General features: G+C 35.9%; 17 protein-coding genes. 9 read left to right on the plus strand and 8 right to left on the minus strand.

Annotated features, from left to right (window positions below; genetic code table 11):
- Nucleotides 1-339: 339 nt before the first annotated feature.
- Together ACFYKX_RS21360 and ACFYKX_RS21365 are read right to left on the minus strand one after the other, a co-directional pair.
- Nucleotides 340-915, minus strand: coding sequence for a YitT family protein (locus tag ACFYKX_RS21360; RefSeq protein WP_389363404.1), 576 nt, complete (start codon nucleotides 913-915; stop codon nucleotides 340-342).
- 60 nt (nucleotides 916-975) lie between these two features.
- Nucleotides 976-2,190: an MFS transporter gene (locus ACFYKX_RS21365; RefSeq protein WP_389363405.1), complete on the minus strand. Its 1,215-nt coding sequence runs from the start codon at nucleotides 2,188-2,190 to the stop codon at nucleotides 976-978.
- A 118-nt stretch (nucleotides 2,191-2,308) separates the two neighbouring features.
- On the opposite strand from ACFYKX_RS21365, the gene ACFYKX_RS21370 reads away from it, so the two are divergent.
- Complete coding sequence (locus ACFYKX_RS21370; RefSeq protein ID WP_389363407.1) at nucleotides 2,309-3,208, plus strand: LysR family transcriptional regulator; 900 nt, start codon at nucleotides 2,309-2,311, stop codon at nucleotides 3,206-3,208.
- A 366-nt stretch (nucleotides 3,209-3,574) separates the two neighbouring features.
- On the opposite strand, the gene ACFYKX_RS21375 is transcribed toward ACFYKX_RS21370, so the two are convergent.
- Nucleotides 3,575-4,876, minus strand: a complete 1,302-nt coding sequence (locus ACFYKX_RS21375) for an NCS2 family permease (RefSeq protein ID WP_389363408.1) — start codon at nucleotides 4,874-4,876, stop codon at nucleotides 3,575-3,577.
- A 239-nt stretch (nucleotides 4,877-5,115) separates the two neighbouring features.
- Here ACFYKX_RS21375 and ACFYKX_RS21380 point away from each other — a divergent pair, with 239 nt between their 5' ends.
- Nucleotides 5,116-6,777: a M20/M25/M40 family metallo-hydrolase gene (locus ACFYKX_RS21380; RefSeq protein ID WP_389363410.1), complete on the plus strand. Its 1,662-nt coding sequence runs from the start codon at nucleotides 5,116-5,118 to the stop codon at nucleotides 6,775-6,777.
- A gap of 19 nt (nucleotides 6,778-6,796) precedes the next feature.
- On the opposite strand, the gene ACFYKX_RS21385 is transcribed toward ACFYKX_RS21380, so the two are convergent.
- On the minus strand, nucleotides 6,797-8,653 hold the full coding sequence (locus ACFYKX_RS21385) for a dihydroorotate dehydrogenase (protein ID WP_389363411.1): 1,857 nt from the start codon (nucleotides 8,651-8,653) through the stop codon (nucleotides 6,797-6,799).
- 127 nt (nucleotides 8,654-8,780) lie between these two features.
- Between ACFYKX_RS21385 and ACFYKX_RS21390 the strand changes: the two genes are divergently transcribed.
- The 4 genes from ACFYKX_RS21390 (at nucleotide 8,781) to ACFYKX_RS21405 (ending at nucleotide 12,418) form a co-directional block, all read left to right on the plus strand.
- Nucleotides 8,781-9,428, plus strand: a complete 648-nt coding sequence (locus ACFYKX_RS21390) for an HAD family hydrolase (RefSeq protein ID WP_389363413.1) — start codon at nucleotides 8,781-8,783, stop codon at nucleotides 9,426-9,428.
- Between the two features lie 93 nt (nucleotides 9,429-9,521).
- Nucleotides 9,522-10,409 carry a hypothetical protein gene (locus ACFYKX_RS21395; RefSeq protein WP_389363415.1) on the plus strand — a complete coding sequence of 296 codons (888 nt, stop codon included), beginning with the start codon at nucleotides 9,522-9,524 and terminating at the stop codon, nucleotides 10,407-10,409.
- A complete protein-coding gene (locus tag ACFYKX_RS21400; RefSeq protein WP_389363417.1) occupies nucleotides 10,406-10,954 on the plus strand; it encodes a hypothetical protein in 549 nt (182 codons plus the stop codon). Before ACFYKX_RS21395 ends, ACFYKX_RS21400 begins: the two co-directional genes overlap by 4 nt.
- A gap of 393 nt (nucleotides 10,955-11,347) precedes the next feature.
- Nucleotides 11,348-12,418 (plus strand): cytochrome-c peroxidase, encoded by a 1,071-nt coding sequence (locus ACFYKX_RS21405; RefSeq protein WP_389363419.1) that lies wholly within the window; start codon nucleotides 11,348-11,350, stop codon nucleotides 12,416-12,418.
- Between the two features lie 291 nt (nucleotides 12,419-12,709).
- On the opposite strand, the gene ACFYKX_RS21410 is transcribed toward ACFYKX_RS21405, so the two are convergent.
- Nucleotides 12,710-13,630, minus strand: coding sequence for an RluA family pseudouridine synthase (locus tag ACFYKX_RS21410; RefSeq protein ID WP_389363420.1), 921 nt, complete (start codon nucleotides 13,628-13,630; stop codon nucleotides 12,710-12,712).
- A gap of 194 nt (nucleotides 13,631-13,824) precedes the next feature.
- Here ACFYKX_RS21410 and ACFYKX_RS21415 point away from each other — a divergent pair, with 194 nt between their 5' ends.
- Complete coding sequence (locus ACFYKX_RS21415; protein ID WP_389363422.1) at nucleotides 13,825-14,223, plus strand: YhcU family protein; 399 nt, start codon at nucleotides 13,825-13,827, stop codon at nucleotides 14,221-14,223.
- Nucleotides 14,224-14,272: 49 nt separating this feature from the next.
- Here ACFYKX_RS21415 and ACFYKX_RS21420 read toward each other — a convergent pair whose 3' ends face one another.
- From ACFYKX_RS21420 to ACFYKX_RS21430, 3 genes are all read right to left on the minus strand, one after another.
- The gene (locus ACFYKX_RS21420; protein WP_389363424.1) at nucleotides 14,273-14,743 is read right to left on the minus strand and encodes a thioredoxin family protein; all 471 of its coding nucleotides are present in this window, start codon (nucleotides 14,741-14,743) and stop codon (nucleotides 14,273-14,275) included.
- Nucleotides 14,743-15,180, minus strand: a complete 438-nt coding sequence (locus ACFYKX_RS21425) for a disulfide oxidoreductase (protein ID WP_389363426.1) — start codon at nucleotides 15,178-15,180, stop codon at nucleotides 14,743-14,745. Before ACFYKX_RS21425 ends, ACFYKX_RS21420 begins: the two co-directional genes overlap by 1 nt.
- Nucleotides 15,181-15,274: 94 nt before the next feature.
- On the minus strand, nucleotides 15,275-15,865 hold the full coding sequence (locus ACFYKX_RS21430) for a TetR/AcrR family transcriptional regulator (protein ID WP_389363428.1): 591 nt from the start codon (nucleotides 15,863-15,865) through the stop codon (nucleotides 15,275-15,277).
- A 106-nt stretch (nucleotides 15,866-15,971) separates the two neighbouring features.
- Here ACFYKX_RS21430 and ACFYKX_RS21435 point away from each other — a divergent pair, with 106 nt between their 5' ends.
- Nucleotides 15,972-16,523 (plus strand): short-chain dehydrogenase, encoded by a 552-nt coding sequence (locus ACFYKX_RS21435; RefSeq protein ID WP_389363430.1) that lies wholly within the window; start codon nucleotides 15,972-15,974, stop codon nucleotides 16,521-16,523.
- Between the two features lie 44 nt (nucleotides 16,524-16,567).
- Nucleotides 16,568-18,106, plus strand: coding sequence for a GNAT family N-acetyltransferase (locus ACFYKX_RS21440; RefSeq protein WP_389363431.1), 1,539 nt, complete (start codon nucleotides 16,568-16,570; stop codon nucleotides 18,104-18,106).
- Nucleotides 18,107-18,404 lie beyond the last annotated feature (298 nt).

An 18,404-nucleotide genomic window follows, 5' to 3' on the forward strand; every position in this document is an offset into this window, starting at 1 on the left:
AAAACTTCCTTTAATTGAATAAAGACTATTCATCAATCCTTTATATATTTTAACATAAATTACCTTTCTCCTTTCTGAAGGCTATTATGTTAACACTAGAAATATCAACGGAAAATGCATATGAAATAATCGAGTGACAATAACTATTGTCATCCTGTTAAACTCTATGCTAATTTGAATGTCAATTCACTAACAAGTGAAACCTAAGCCCTTATATATCAACAAAAAAACGAGTATAAAACCTTTGCGATTTCATACTCGTTTACCTATGTTATTTCTAATGCTTCTCCACATAATCTGAACTACTTACTAATTTGGATATCTGCTTTTGTTTGTTTATTAGGCATCTGCTTTTCTTACAGTAAGAGATGTCATTAGTCCAACAAAGATGATTGTAATAAAGGAGTACATGAACTTTTCCAGCCCGACGATTTTTAAACCACTAAGAATTACGAGTCCATCGATGAGAAAGATAAGGATACCTACATTTAGCGAGAATACCTTTGAGAGCATTTGTGCTACTAAATCAGTTCCACCAGTACTTGTTTCATACCGAAGCATAAGTCCAATCCCTGTTCCAACCAACATGCCCCCGATGATGGCACTTGGGAGGATACCTAATTCAAATTGGCTTCTCATAAAAGATAAGATATCGATTAGTAAGGAAGATACAATTAAGCCGTGAATACTATAGAAAAAATACTTTCTATTAAAGTACCATGCAATGATATACAGTGGGATACTTAACACAATCATGCTAAGCCCTGTTGGAAAACTATAGTAGTAATGAATAATTAACCCAATCCCGATAATGCCTCCATCAAGTAAATGGTGGGGTACAATAAATCCGTTTATGCCAATCCCTAAAATAAAACTACCAACAATAATTGCAAAGATTTTTTGGAAAATAACCATCACCCTAACACTTGTCCTTTCTATACGTTATGAAAAAGGAGATAGATTAGAAGTGATTTTTTATTGAAAATGATTATTAGCTTTTATATACGCCCCTTTATAAAAAGTGAGCTTTGCTAATGTGAAGATCAAACATAAAACACTACAGCCCAAAATAAAGAAATGGAACGGGAAATGGTTTTTCATTAGCAGATAAAATAACAATGGCCCTATGGCAGCCCCTAAGTCCTGTGTAAGCGTATAAAAACTAATATAAGATTGATGATTTCTCCTACGTACTTCTGCTGCTAGAAGGGCATCTAACAATGTATTTAAAGCGGCTCCCGTTAACACCAAGGATAGAAAGAAAAAACACCATATTGGAAACGGGATATTCCAAACATAAATGAGTAATAATACTCCAGTTATCAGAAATAAATAAATAATAATGGAGATTTTATTGTAACGATCTCCCCATTTGCCGGCAGCTTTAGCAACAAAAGGTTCCAAACTCCATCGTACCCCTTGTAAAATACTTCCCCATTGAGCAGCAGCAAAGGTGAAAAGTAAAATGGATGGTTCCGACCAGAAAACATCAATGATAAAAGTAAGTGAAGAAGTAATGATTCCTTGGAACAAAAGGGAAACTAGTAAACCACCTGCTAGTATCCACCATACAGGAACTAGAGTTGTATGGAGAAGTTGGGGAGAATGATTGTGCACTTTTGTATAGGAAGAGTTATTTACTTGACTGAACATATTAAAAATCATGGGTAAGGCAAACAGGATTATCAAAAATAATGCAATAGATACTGGGAATAGACCCAAATACGGAGCAACAAATCCGCCAATTAACATGCCTCCTAAGCTACCAAGCCTAAAAATCCCGTTGTACAACCCGATTAATTGTCCCGTTTGATGATCAGGTGAAATCTGAATAATATACTTCATTCCACCCATTCTTAAAAGGGTCCAGCTAATTCCCCAAACCATTCTTAAGAAAAGCCAAATAATAAAACTACTCGCTAGCCCATAACCGAGAGTAACGAGTCCGGCCAGTAGGATAGCAATCACCAAGCATTTTTTCAAACTATGCCGATGAATGAAAAAGCTTACTAATGGATTAAGTGGAATTCTAATAAAACGATTAATAGATAATAAGATTCCTACTTCCGTAAGGCTATTTAGTCCAACATTCTCCCAATAGACTGGTAAATAAATATAGAGAAGAGAATCTCCGATTAAACATAAGGCAGTAACAACTCCCATCAAGATGACTAACTTTTTTTCTTTCATCCTTCCATCTCCTAGAAATAGATTCCAATATGATTTATCATAAGGGAGATTAGTTGATAAAAATAATTAATGTTTTTGTTATATTTATAAGAAATATTTATATATAGAGGAGACCAGTATGAACCTTAATGCTTTAAGGGTGTTTTATACAGTGGTTGAGGCAGGCGGAGTGACAAAGGCAGCAGAGAAGCTATCATTAACGCAGCCGGCGATTACCGCTCAAATTCGTAATTTAGAAAATGAAATAGATGTTAAATTGTTTTTTCAAAAAGGTAGAACGCTTGAACTTACATTGGAGGGAAAGGAACTATTCTCTTATAGCAAACGATTATTTAAGACTGAACAAGAGATGGAAGAACATCTTAACGATTTAAAAATGGGAAATGTAGGGACTCTCAGAATTGTGGCAACCCATTATCCTAGTGTAACGGTTGCCTTAAATTGGCTTGGGAAATTTAAAAAGCTATACCCGAATGTAAAAACAGAAATGATTCGACGAAATTCTAAGAGTGCACTAAAGGAAATTCTAAATGGAACGGTTGATGTTGGAATTATCGCTGGTGAATGGGGAGAAGAAGGCATCGAAAAAATGGAGCTCATTCAAGACAGATTAATCTTTATATGTCCTTGTAATCATCCACTTGCAGGTAATATCGTTAAGTTAAACGAGCTTATGAGAGAGTCTTTTGTCTATCGGGAAAAAGGAAGTTCAACAAGAGTTCGATTAATAAGTCTTTGTGAAGAAAGGGGAATGTCTGCTCCTCCGATGGCGATGGAAATAGAAGGGATGCTAGAGGGGGTAGTAGCTGTTAAACAAGGAATAGGAGTAATGCTTGCTCCCGAATTGGCAGTAGAAGCCATTCTCCAAGAACAGGATTATGGAAGAATTTTTGTGGAAGATTTGTCCGAAATGGATCGAACCATCTATCTATGCAAAAGGGCAAACGAGCCGTTACAATCGAACAGTAAACACTTTGCTGACATTGTATTTTCGTCAATTGAGATTGGTGTGAAGTAGAAACAAAAAAGCTATCCTCTTGTTTGGTTAGAGGATAGCTTTTCTTGGTCGAGATCTTGTTACGAGTATCAAAGCATTTCTTGAAAAAATGGTACTAACCTTTGTTCTTAGTTACCGAATTCATCACAATTCTAGTAAAGTGGGTACTAAGATACTCCTTTAGTACCCAAAATGTAAGTTTTTTTAAAAAACTTGTCCTAACCTGCCCGATTAATACTGAAAAGAAGGGGTTTTTCGAAAAAGTGTGTATTAACACTCTTCCGTGCCGCATTTCCCGTCCGGCTCCATCGCCCAGCCCATCGAAGTCAAGCAACATAAGTCAAAAAGCACCGAAGAACATTTACTTGTAGTGACTTCCAACGTACATTAATGCGGTAAAAACGCTAGTTGGTAGAAGAATAATACTGCAAATATATAAACTAATGGGTGAACTTCACGCCATTTTCCTTTTACTACTTTCATTAGAGGATAAGAGATAAAACCTAAAGCAATTCCCGTTGCAATGCTAGATGTAAGCGGCATGCTTAAGATAATTAGAAATGCAGGGAAAGCTTCGTCTATCTCATCCCATTTAATATGAGAAATACTCCCCATCATTAAGCTTCCTACAATAATTAGTGCAGGAGCAGTAATCGCTGCTAATCCAGAAACAGCGCCAACAAGTGGCCCGAAAAATGCAGCAACAATAAATAGTCCAGCAACTGTTAGAGATGTTAATCCTGTTCTTCCACCAGCTGCCACACCTGCTGATGATTCAATATAAGCTGATGTTGGACTCGTTCCGAACATAGCACCAATTGTTGTAGCAATTGAATCTGAAAGCAAAGCTTGTCGCGCACGTGGCATTTTATTACCCTTCATTAAACCTGCTTGATGGGCAACTCCAATCATCGTTCCAGTTGTATCAAAAATGGTTACTAGAAGGAAGGAGAATACGACTGCATATAACGCGTGCTCAAATACCTCTCCCAATGCTTCTAGCGGATTTAGGACAATCAATCCTTCTGGAAGAGTAGGGAGACTAACAAATCCTTGATCAAACGAAAGGTGACCAGTAAAGAAAGCGATCAATCCAGTGGCGATCATCCCGAAAAATAGAGCTCCATTGACTCTTAAACTCATAAGTATTAAGGTAATGGCAAGTCCTACTAAAGCTAAAATAACGGATGGATCATGAAGATTTCCTAATCCCACTAAGTTAGTCGGATGGTCCGTAATAATACCTGTTAGGCGTAAACCAATAAAAGCAATAAAAAGGCCAATACCGGCCGTAATTCCATGTTTAAGATTTTCAGGAATGGCTTCAATAAGCATACTACGGAATGGTGTTAAAGATAAAATTGTAAAAATAATACCGGCAATAAAAATAGCTGCGAAAGCAGTTTGATAATTAATATCCCCGTGTGTACCAACAACAGAATAGGCAAAATAAGCGTTCAAGCCCATTCCTGGTGCAATGGCGATTGGATAATTTGCAAATAGTGCCATCCAAAGGGTTCCTGCTACTGCAGCAATAATCGTGGCAGTAAATACTTGGTCAAAAGGAACTCCCGCATCTGAAAGGATGATGGGGTTAACAACAACGATATATACCATTGTTAGAAAGGTGGTAATTCCAGCGAGCAATTCTGTTTTAACACTTGTCTGATTCTCTTTTAAATTAAACACAATTCTCCTCCTCAAAACACGAACAATTTAAAACACAAACTCTATATTATTCGTTTTCATAGTTGATTTCAAGTGTTTTTTTCCATTAGTATTGGGAGGCTAGGAAGTATTGTTAGTATGAGATAAATGTTCTGCATTTATTTAACAGATTTTAGTAGTAGTTCTAATCACAGATTTGAAGGTGAGCACTTATTCTATAGTAGAATGATTGGCTATAAAAAGAAGTTAGGAGTGGCTGTATGTATCCAGACCTTCGTGGAAAGAGTGTTGAAGAACAAGTAGAATTTTTAACAAACAAGTTGGTTGCTTTACAAAGCTACAACGGTACAGAGGGCGAAAACAAAAAAGCCGATTGGTTAATAGAACTGTTAAAGACATTTCCTTACTTTAAAAATCATCCAGATTTGGTTTGGTCACAAACGATTCATGACGATCCCTTGGGGAGAAAAAATGTATTTGCATTGATCAAAAAGGACCATTCTACAAGAAAAACGATTGTATATAATGCCCACTACGATACAGTTGGAACAGAAGATTTTGGTCCCCTACAGGATATTGCCCATGATCATGATAAGCTACAAAAATACTTCTCGAACTATGAAGCAGATCAAGAAGTGCAAAACGATGCTTTATCAGGAGAGTGGTTTTTTGGCCGAGGAGCTTTGGATATGCAAAGTGGGATCGCGGTTCATTTGGTTAATCTTCTTTATTTTATGGAAAATCCTCAAGAATTACCGGGTAATCTTTTAGTGATGTTGAATCCAGATGAAGAAAGTCAACACACTGGTATAAGGGGATCTTTAAGAGAGTTAGTTAGGTTACGTGACGAACATAGTCTACAGTACGTTGCAGCCATCAACAATGATTTTATCTCTCCCTTATTTGACGGAGATGACCAAAAGTATATTTATACGGGGACTGCGGGTAAGCTCCTTCCATGTTTCTATATCTTCGGTAGAGAAGCTCATGTGGGGGATAGTTTGTCAGCTATAGATCCCACGTTAATTTCATCTGAATTAAATTTAAGAATTGGACAAAATTTTGATTTAGTAGAGCCTATATCAGATGAATTAGTCCTTCCACCAAGTTGTTTATTTTTACGAGATGATAAAAAGAGCTATGACGTGCAAACGGCGGTCAGTGCTAAATTATACTTTAATTATTTCGTTTATGAAAAATCACCAAAGGAAGTATTACTTCATCTAAAGGAAATTGCGGAAGACGTGTGTAAAGAATTTGGGCATAGACAACAGGAACAATACAAGAGGTTCCGTAAAGCCAATCGTCTCCCAGAAAGAGATTTAGATTGGACAATTGAAGTAACCACTCTAGAAGAGCATATAAAGTACTTAAGAGAATTAGGAATAGAAGCTAGTGAAGTAATTAATGATGCATTAAAAAAGGTAGATCGTGATGAAAGCGATGATCGTTTGATTGCCTTCCAACTCGTTGAGGCACTTCATTTTGCGGATCCAGAAAAAAAGCCTAGAGTCATTATGTTTTATGCACCACCTTTTTTACCTGCAAATTTTCTATCTGAGAATCATGAAAGTGGAGCAGTTATCTATAACAAGATTCGAAGAGAATTAGCCTTTACTGAGGCTGAAACGAAGGAAGTTTTTAAACTAAGAAAGTATTTTCCGTACTTATCGGACGGGAGTTTTCTATCATTTAACGGTTCAGAGGGAGAAATACGGTCTCTTAAAGACAATTTTCCTGCAATGGACACGTTATTTCCAGTACCATTAGAAGAAATGAAGAGATTGAATATACCCGCTTTGAATTTTGGAGTGTACGGAAAAGGCGGACATAAATGGACAGAGAGAGTCTATAAGCCCTACAGCTTTAAAGTCCTACCATTGTTAATAAGACGAGTAACGAAAAGTTTGCTAGAGGATTAAGAAAAGCTAAGGAAGCCCCTTAGCTTTTTTGGGTTAAGAAATCTTTCGATAAATACAATCCTAATAGATACAGTGCTAACGCAAAATAGGCAGGTAAAAGATGAATAAAAGTTGTGTACCCTATAATAAAATGAGTAAGGATCCCAGCACTAAAAGCAGGTATTCCACCTATTAAAAATGTTTTCCATATCCATCTTGCCCCTTCATGAAATCCCCATAGAGCCATCATTAATACTAATAGCCCTACACTAATTAATGCACTGCCGAATCCAGCCCGATCATGTGCGATTAGAGGAATCAGTCTGCTGTTGATGGAATCCATGAGCTCTGGTGTCATACAAATATAGGTCAAATCAGTGTTTACAAAAACAGAGGATATTCCAATAGCTGAAATGACAACCCCACCAATGACAAATGAAAAGCCAAGTGTAACAAAGCAAAGCTGTCCCCATAAACTTCTTTTCCAAGAATGGGAATTTTTAAGATTCATAGATAAAGGAGTATGTGATGCCCCAGTTGTTTTTTTATAACCAATGACAAAGAAAGGGAGGAGGATCACCCAAAATAAGCCGTGGAGCCAATCAAAATATCCATATCCGATAAAGAGTAGAATGCCGATAAAGCCAGTAATTCCAGCTATATTAATCGCTTTTCTTGCCCAATGTACCCCGTTTCTTACTCCGTGTTTGGCAAGCTGCATATAGATTATTCCACCGGATATCATCGTTCCTGCTAAGGTCATACGATCATGGGCCATAAAAAGGATGATTCGATTATTAATCATCATTAATTGATCCCGACTCAGGTTTAAAAAGGCTTCATCATAGGGCAATATAACCCTTGTCATGCTAAAGAGGAGTGCTAGAATTCCACCTATTAAGATACATAATCCAAAAAGCCAATAATACTGCCAGCCGTCCACTATCTCTTTATCTGAGTCTTCCTGATCCATTAACAATAACTCATTCACTCGCTTAGGCAGTCCAGGTCCTGAAACTACGTACCCACTTGATAGAATAATAAGGTCAGCTCCATTGGAAAGTAAGCTTTTAGCATCCTCTGGTTCAAGCACTCCCCCTGAAATGATGATGGGAACAGATGTTATTTCGTTCTTTCTTAACATGATTAAACTTTCTAGAAGTGCATCTACTTGTTTTGTTTCAAATAGTTGAAAGTCACCTATCATTACACTGTTTTCTTCAATTACAATCCCGTCAACTATGGTATCTTTAATATATCTACTTATTTTTATAAGAGAGCTTCTTACATCTTTTTGCTTAATGGAAAGAAGTAAAGGTTTTTCTTTTGCTGCCTTTTTAATTAAACTTAGACAATTGGAGGTAAATTCATCTTTGTCTTCAATAATAAATGTGTCACAGTAAGGGTGTAGAGCCTTTATGATCTCCGATTGTTCTAAAAGAGAATGATCTGGACTCACACGAATAAATATAGGTTTACCCAGGGATTGTAACTTTTTTAACTTTAAAATCGTCTGTTCTATACCAAGAGTTTCTAGTTTTAATGGAAATAAAATATTTTGTTTGGTTGAATCATAGCTTGCAGGAGATCTGTATGGCTGCAATGCGACAGGGCCAATTTCTATAAATCCAAATCCCAGCTGAGCAAAAGCTTTCGTTCCGGTCATTAGAGGATCTATTTTTCCACTTAAACCAATGGGATTAGATACATGAATATTTAAAAATTCTTTCTGGAGTTTCGGTGAAGGGTCCATGTGACCTAGAAATTCAATAAAGGAGGAACCTAGTTTGGACGAAGCAATTAGGCTCATTCCATTATGTATGAATTCTCTACCTAATGCATTAGGCAATTTTGTTAGCCATGACTTAAATAAGGGGTGATATGACCAATCTGGCATAACAATCAACTCCAATCACGTGTTGAATAATAATCAATTACTAATCTATATTTCTATCATACATATATTTTTAATAATTACCTAAAATTTATATTTTTTCCGATAAAGTGGATAAAGGAGAATAACGATGATAAAAGCTGTGATATTTGATTTTGATGGAACCATTATTGATACAGAGACAGAATGGTATCACATTTTTAAAGATATTTTACTAAAAGATTATGGTGTAAATCTTCCTTTAGAGGAGTTCGCTAAAATCATTGGAACAACCGATGACGTGCTATATCAGTATATAGATAGTCAAAGAGATACTCCTATTGATCGTCTAGAATTAAAGGAAAAGGTGTATAACCGATTCAAAAATCAAAAAGATGTTCTCCTTTTACGAGAAGGTATTCAGGAAATGATTGGGGAAGCCCAAGAACTAGGATTAAGATTAGCGATTGCTTCCAGTTCTAGCCGTAAGTGGATTACAGATTTTCTTGACCATTTCGGACTAACGGAGACATTTCCTATTATTAAAACGAAGGAAGATGTGGAGAAGGTTAAGCCAGATCCCGCGCTTTATTTAAAAGCTGTTGAAGCATTAGAAATAGAACCAAGTGAGGCAATTGCTATTGAGGATTCAGTTAACGGTTCCATAGCAGCGATTGAGGCAGGTTTAACATGTGTGGTTGTCCCAAATGAGGTGACACAGTTTTTAACCTTTCATGAAAAAGCTCTTCGATATAAAGCGTTTTCCGAAGTATCGTTTAAAGTCTTATGTAAATCATAATTTAGTTCGAATTGAGAAAGCTGCACTTGTATGCAGCTTTTTTCTGTATAAATTATCTGGAAAATTATGATAGACTATAATAGATGGGGGGAGATGGAAATTAGACTAAAACCATTCTTAATCATATTAGGCGTACTTTTACTTTCTTGGGCAGGATCGTATCTTTATTATGATTATACTAAGCTTGAGAAGCCGCTATTTTTTAAACATTATTATGACTTATCTATGGATGAGGATGGATATTTCCAACTTTATTATGCAAAGGATCAGTATGATGATCGAAGGGTCATAAGTATCAGTTTTCCTGAGGAGCCTGAAGTAATGATGTCTGTAGAGGAAGGACATCCATACGATGTTGGTAAGTATAAAGTGCAGGAACTCTTCGTAAAGTTTCACTACCCAGAGTTTGATAGAGAAAAAGTGATTCACACAAATACACTAATTGTTTCTTATTCTGATGGATTTCAAGAAACGGTTGATATAGGAGATTTATATATAACTAAGTTTTCTAATCCCGACAAGCGGTATATTGAGTTTATTGCAGGGGGAAGCGGAGGTAACCAAGATTTTTATACGGTTCAAGCAGTTGAGGATTTTACTCTCCAAACATTATCCCATGCCTTCGAAAGGATTACTAATGAGCATTTAGTAATTGAGATTGATACAGACCAGACAAGTATTGAGAAGATGGACCAACGTAAAAAGGAAAATCAAAATAGAGATATCAATACGGATGAGACATTCGCTGTGGGAAAACCTGGAACGCTCCCAATGGATATTAAGCAGGGGGATTATTTAAAAATAGTATCTCATTTCAAGAAAACAAATATTGCAGGATATTATCTATCATTTCCTTTAACAGCCCGTGTAAATCAGGATGGAAAAACAAGTGAGATGGAGACGAGTCTTATTCGTTACCAGCCATCTTGGGAGCAAGGCACTCTTAAGAACTACATTAAGGAAATGAGGGATAAAGAATGAAGAAAGAATTAAAGAAGCTGGCATTTGGTTTCCTCATAGCTTTTCTAGACTTTCGATTAGGAACATTCAATATTCTACCAGATATAATCGGTTATCTTATGATCTATAGTGCCCTTTCAAATTTTTCTCCTACCGAAAACGGGAGGTTAGCAAAGGGAGCAGCTTTATTTCTAGCAATATTTTCATTGCCAGATATCATTATGCCACCACAATTGACCCTTGACCACATGGGTACAATTCATTTCGGGTGGCAATTATACACCTCTGTTTTGCATTTGGTACAGGTGTTTCTTGTCGTGAACGTACTAAAAGCACTTAGTATCATTGTAAATGAGCAGGGTTTTTACTCAGAGAAAAAGTGGCTTGAGAATTTTGGAAAAGTGTACTTGATTGTTAATCTTATCTTAATTTTTATGGGACCAGTAGGTTATCTATTTTCGTTCGAATTGCTCTTTTTAGTTGGCTTTTCCTTTATCGTAGGGTTCATTATCCATGTTATTTTTATTGTTCGGCTATTTCAGATTCGAGCAAAGGTTTTTAAATAAGGCTCTTTTCGTAAACTTTGTTGCTTTTTAGATACTTTAAACTGTTTTTAAATGAACTATGGTGCTGTTTTCTTATTTTTGGGAAGAAAAGATGCCACGAAGTTGAATAGAATACGTGTTAGAGAACATATACGAATAGCAACAATCTATGCGAAAACAGCCTTAAATAAATTGATATTACAAGTTTTTTGTCAAAAACGACTAGGAAGTAATTCTACTTTCTAGTCGTTTTTTTTTGTTAATACGATGAGTATGGTAGTATGTGATATATTTCACATATTTTTCAAAAGTTACTCGAAAATAATAATCTTTTCAATTATATAATCAAAATTGTAAAGGATGGAAATTTAATAGGTTGCACAATTTCCATCATACATATATAAGGAGGGAATTATGATGCATAAGTTAAAATTAATTGTACCCTTTGTATTTGCTATATTTGTATTAGTCGCATGTAATACTTCTGATGATGTATCTACTGAAGAGGAACCGAAAGAAAATGATAAAGAACAAACTGAGGAAGTTACGGTTGATCAAGAATTGGAAGAAGCGAAGAATAGATTTGTAGCTCTTGGTGCAATGCCAATTCCAGCTGAAAATCCGATGACTGATGAAAAGATTGAACTTGGAAAGCAATTATACTTCGATGCACGATTATCAGGAAATAATAAGCTTAGCTGTGCTTCATGTCATGCTCCTGGAGCAGGATATGGGGATGGCTTAGCAACCTTTATTGGGTTTGAAGGCTTCGAAGGACATAGAAACAGCCCAACGGTTATTAACTCTGGGTATTATGAAGAATATTTCTGGGATGGTCGTGCTGGCAGTTTAGAAGAGCAAGCGCTAGGGCCTATTCAATCCGAAGTTGAAATGAATCAAAACTTAGATGAACTTATTACTGAATTAAATAGCGTACCTGGTTATGTAGATAGCTTTGATCATGTGTTTAGCGAACAAATAACAGCAGATAACATCGCAAAAGCCATTGCTGCTTTTGAAAGAACAATTGTTGTTACAGATACTGCCTTTGACCGTTACTTACAAGGTGAGGAAGATGCCATTTCTGTAGAAGCAAAAGAAGGGATGAAACTATTTGCTGGAAAAGCAAACTGTATCTCTTGTCATGCTGGTCCACTTTTATCCGACCATAATTATCACAATCTTGGGATGGGCGGAGACGATGGACGATTTGCTGTTACAGGTAATGAAAATGATAAAGGCAAATTTAGAACATCAGGATTACGCGGTGTTGCCCACACTGCACCATTTATGCACGATGGAAGTCTTGCTACACTTCAAGAAGTCGTAGAATACTACAATACTGGTGGGGGAGCACATCCAAATAAGAGTGTCTTAATGCAACCTCTATCTTTAAGTGAGACAGAAGTAAGTGCTTTAGTTGCATTCTTAGAAAGCATGAGTGGAGAACTTCCAATGGTGAAAAAACCTGATCTTCCACAATAATATATGATTCAAAAAGCTGTGGGTTTAATATCCACAGTTTTTTTGTTTGTACTGTAATTTTTATAAACTTAAATAATTTAAGTTTAGTTGTTTAGGACAAATTTTACACGGGAAGAAGATTATCACAACATTAAAATATCGGCCTGCGAGCCGTTCAGATAAATGGAGCGTCCACAATGTATGTGGGCGCTCTTTCGATAGGATTTATCATGAATTATCATGCCCTAATCTAACGCAAAGCAAAGGAATCTGTGTCATCAATTTACTAAAACCATAAGAAAAGATACCTTGTTAAAAATCAAAGACATCAATATTTTTGAATATTGGTGGAGAGTCGATAAACGGAGAATGACAAACGATCTGTTCTAGTGTAAATGGATGTTCGAACTCAAGCTTAACTGCATGAAGTGCTTGGCGGTTGTAGGTGCTTTCTCCTCCATATAATGAATCACCTAATAACGGGTGGCCGATGTGACTTAAATGAACTCGTATTTGATGGGTACGTCCAGTATCCAGTGAGCACTTTACTAAGGATATTTTGTCTTGTATGTACGTTCTAACGACACTGAAATGTGTTACCGCATGCTGACCTGAAGGAGATACTCTTCGTCTAGTCGGATGATGGCGATCCCTTCCAATTGGTTCATTTACAGTACCCTTCTTCTTTTTTAGAATTCCACTTACTAAAGCGGCATAAGTTCTTCTTATAGATCGCTCTTCAAGCATTCTATCTAATATTGAACCTGCAAGCTCGTGTTTTGCAAAGAGGACTGCTCCGGTAGTGTCCTTGTCCAAACGGTGAATATGTTTTACTTTTCGCTGCTCTCCCTTTGCTTGTAGGTGAAAGGCGACAGCATTGGCCAATGTATTGGTTTGTCCAGACTCGTTAGGATGCGTGTCCATATTTGCTGGCTTATTCACGATAATCAAGTGCTCATCCTCAAATAAAATATCTATATCGTAATAGCTAGGGGTTACTCCAAACTCTTTTTCAGAAAAACATTTAATTTGAAGAAGATCTCCTAACCCCATTCCCTTATTCCAATTAGGTGATTCCCCATTAAGTAAGACTTCTTTTTGCATACGTAATTGATGAATTAGTTTTTTAGGGGCTTTCCATCTATCCCTTAAAAGTTCATCAATGGTTAAACCTTGCCACTGTTCCGCGATTATAATCTCGAGCCATTCTCCAATCTTCTTAGTGGAAATCATCTTATTTCTCCTTTGAATAAATTCAATTTTATCCTGAGCCTCTAGGTTAAATGTATTAGGTTAAACGAACCTAGCTTTGATTAAGCTAGTTCAATGGTTGGACAGAATTACCATCAAAATAAGTGTAAGTTTTATGGTATTCTTATTTTATATTGCACGAATTGATAATCGGATTTAAAAGGGTGGGTTTTCCAGTGAAGGTTGTTTTTGCATCTACACCAGACCAAGAAGAAGAGATTAAAGTACTAGTTAGTCAATTTTACATGACAATCTTTCCACTTTACTTCTCGGATAAAGATATTAAAGAATTCGAACGGTTAAAGGTTTTACATACTTCTACAAGACATTTCGAATATTTTGGGACTTTAAAGGAAGCATACCAAGTCATTACAAGCTTACAAACGATTATTTCTATTTTAGAATCTTCCGAGCCACAACCAAAATACAAATCCCTTTTCCAAAAAAATGTGCGGATCTTAAAAGATTACGGATTATTTTTCCCGTTCGACTTTAATCAATTTCTTGAAGCGAAAAACATTAAAAACGATGTTTTTAGTGTGTACACAAAAGCTGCAAACGAATTACTTGTATAGTACATAATGAAACGCCTGCAAATTTGCAGGCGTTTTGTTTTTTAATAAGTTACTTTGAATTCTCATTAAACCAATCTTCAAACACCGCTTCTTCTTGGTAACCTACAATTCTTGCTACTTCTTTACCTTCTTTGTATTGAACGATCGTTGGTGTTTCGCTAACGTTGTATTGATTCCAGCCGTTATCAAATTCTAAAAGATTAAATTGGACTAGGTCAATTTCCATTTCTTTTGATAATGGATCAACAATTGGAGTAGTTCTTTGACAGTGAGAGCATGTAGGACTATAAAAATAAACAGTTACATCCTCTTTGTTATCTAATTTCTCTTCCAACTCTTCTGGTAGGATTAGATTTTGATAATTTGGATCATCTAATTGAGCAATGGTTTCAGGGTGAAGAGTGTCTTTTCCATAGGGGTTGTCCTCAGATACTTTTTCTTCATTTTGCATTTTCGTTAATAATCCTACGGCTACAAAAAGTGCAATGATAATAGCTAAAAATATAATAACCTTTTTCATTAACGTGCCTCCTTAGTATTCTTCCATATGATAAAGCTGCAGATAAAAATAATCATAAATGCAGTAAGTGCAAGAAAAGGAATGGTAATAAATCCGAACCAATTAATATATTGCCCGGTACATGGAACACGTCCACAGGCTGGTGCAGCATCTGCTAAAAATGAAACCTTTTGTAGAGAATAATGGTAAATAGCAATTAGTGCTCCAATAGCGGATAATACCATCGTATACAAACTAATGCGGTAATCTTTCAGGACAGTTGCAATCCCTAAAATAACCACAAAAGGATACATCAAAATTCGTTGATACCAGCATAATACACAAGGTTCATATTGACGAATCTCAGAAAAATAAAGACTTCCGAAAAGCGCTAACACGGATGCACCAAAGGAAATAAAAAGTAATGTTTCTCGTTTGTCTTGCTGAGTCTTATTCATAAGTAATCTCCTCATTATTTTAATGACAAGGATATTATAAAATCAAACCATACGTTTGTATAGGAACTTCGTCACTAAATAAGTTGTCTTTAACCTATCTGTTCATAATTCCGTAAAAGAAAAAATGCAAGACTTCTTTGGTGAACTGATCTCTTTGCTCAACTGTTTGAAAGTTTTCTGGAGCTTTTTGAACACTATCTGTCAATGACTGTAATATAAATAGAATGGTGTTCATCGATAGTTCTGGTGATACAAAGCCTTCTCGTTTTCCTTCTTCAAAGAATTCAAACAGTAATGGAAGCGACTTTTCAACAGCGAATTCTTGAAAAAGTTTAGCAATTTGACTGTGTTCCGATAAAATTGCTTCTAGAAACTCAGGACTGAGTTCTTTTGTACCCTCTATTTTTAGAGAAAACAGCTTTTCCAATTTTTCTTTAAAGGTGAGTTCACTATCCTTAATTTCAATAAAAGCTTGGAGTTGTTTATCCATGTAATCCTTCATAACATCATAGACAAGGTCATCTTTGCTACCAAAGTAGTTATATATGGTAACTTGGGAAACATTCGCTTTTTTTGCTATTTCTTGAATATTTACTTTCTGTACACCATACTTAGAAAATAGATGAAAGGCAGCTTTTCTAATCTGGTCCATCTTAGTTAGCTTTCTTCGCTCAAAGCCATTCAATATACTCACCTCAAATCAATTCTAAAAAAAAATATGTAATAATTCAAATTTGTGATTTCAAAAATTGTGTGAAAGGACTGTTTTTTATGTGGGGAGTGGACGATTTATGAAGAAGCATGCCTTAGTAATTGGTGGAACGGGCATGCTAAAGGGAGTAGTAACTTGGTTGCACGAACAAGGTTATGTTGTTTCGGTTGTAGGAAGACAAAAACATAAGTATGAACGGATGATGAAAGAAACTGAACTAGATAGCCGTGTTCATTTTATTGAGGTAGATTATTTTATACTAGAAGATTTTAAGCAGAAAATTATAGAAGCAGTTGATACAATGGGACCCATTTCGTTATGCATTACATGGATGAGAAGCGATGCAGTGACTGGTTTTGACTGGCTAAAATCTTACTTAATGGAAGAGAAAGCGGATGTTGAACTGTATGAAATAAAAGGAAGTCATGCATCCCGAATTCCATTTAGCCCTGTAACAAGTGAAGCGTTTGTTTGGAAAAGAATCATTTTGGGCTTTAAAATAGAAGGTAAGGAATCTCGTTGGTTAATGAATAAAGAAATCTCAAATGGGGTAATTGAATCAATAGAGAACAAACATGATCTACATATAGTAGGAGTCGTGGAACCTTGGGGAAACCGTCCAAGTTACTAAAAAAACTTTTAAAAACAAGACATTGGACAAGGAGTTGAAGATCTATGTCTAAATTAGATTTAACTAAATTTGAAAAAAAGATGATAATAAGAAACACAAGGGAAAGTGACATTGATAAAATTATTGCGCTACAAAGAGTCTGTTTTCCTGGAATGGTTCCATGGGAAAGGGATCATCTAGAAAGTCACCTTGAGATTTTTCCTGAAGGGCAATTTGTGGCTGAATTTGATGGTGAAATCATTGGATCAAGCTCTAGTTTAATCATTAATTTTGACGAATACGACGACCGACATTCTTGGGATGACGTAACAGATAATGGATATATCACCAATCATAATTCAGAAGGCTATAACCTTTATGGAATCGAAATCATGGTTCATCCAGAATACCGAAGAATGAAGATTGGCCATCGTTTATATGAAGCTAGAAAAGAATTAGTACGTCACTTAAATCTAAAAAGTATCATCATCGGTGGACGGATCCCGAATTACCACAAGTACGCGGGAGAGCTTTCTCCAAGAGAATATGTAAGCGAAGTGTCAAAGCATAAAATTTATGATCCCGTGTTATCATTTCAGCTTCTAAATGAATTTTCATTAATGCGTATTAATCCGAATTATTTGCCTGATGATGTTCAATCAAATAAATATGCGACGTTAATGGAATGGAATAATGTAGATTATCGTCCGATGACAAAGCGCTTCTACCAAACGAGTTACCCTGTTCGGATTTGTGTAGTTCAATATATGATGAGACAGATAAGCTCCTTTGAAGATTTTGCTCACCAGGTTGAATATTTCACGGACGTTGCCTCAGATGCAGGAGCAGACTTTGCTGTTTTCCCAGAAATATTCACAACGCAGCTCATGTCATTTTTAAATGAACGTTCTCCAAGTATGGCAGTAAGAAAGTTAACCGAATACACAGAGCAGTATATTGAATTATTTACTGATTTAGCCGTTCGCTATAATGTGAATATCATTGGTGGTTCTCATTTTGTAAAAGAAAATGAAGATGAGATTTATAATATTGCCTATTTATTTAGACGAGATGGAACGATTGAGAAGCAATACAAACTTCATATCACTCCTAATGAACGAAAATGGTGGGGGATTAGCCGTGGTGACGAAGTGAAAGTATTTGATACAGACTGTGGTAAAATTGCCATTCAAATATGCTATGATATTGAATTCCCAGAGCTCGCTAGAATTGCAACTGATAAGGGAGCAAAGATTATTTTTACTCCATTCTGTACAGAAGATCGCCAAGGTTATTTACGAGTACGTTACTGTGCTCAAGCTCGTGCAGTTGAAAATCAAATCTATACGGTTATTTCTGGAACAGTCGGTAACCTCCCGCAAACGGAGAATATGGATATTCAATATGCACAGTCTGGAATATTCGCACCTTCGGATTTTGAATTTGCTAGGGATGGAATTGTTGGAGAAACAAACCCAAATATTGAAATGGTGTTAATAGGAGATGTTGACTTAGAAGTACTAAGACGTCAGCGTCAGGATGGAACTGTTCGACAATTAAAAGATCGTCGTCATGATATTTACAATATTGAATATAAAAAGTAAAGGGTATTAATTTCTCTGGTCTGCCTTATTTGGGTAGGCCAGATTATTTTTGGTCAAATTAAGTGAGAATAGGGTGGGACACAAACTATGACTGCTATCTCACAAAGTTAAAAGTCTCGCCTAATAGTTTCTTGTTCTTATTGCGAGATTTGTCACAAAAACAAGTTCTTTTTATAAAGGAGACGATTATTAAAGAGAGAATTCTTTAAGGTATTACCTCCAATTGTAGGTTTTTTATCGTATAATTGGTTTTTGAAGTGATTTGTAAACAGATGCAAAAATAACATAACATTACTTT

It is taken from the genome of Cytobacillus spartinae (assembly GCF_042865285.1).
Lineage (GTDB): Bacteria > Bacillota > Bacilli > Bacillales > Cytobacillaceae > Robertmurraya_A > Robertmurraya_A spartinae.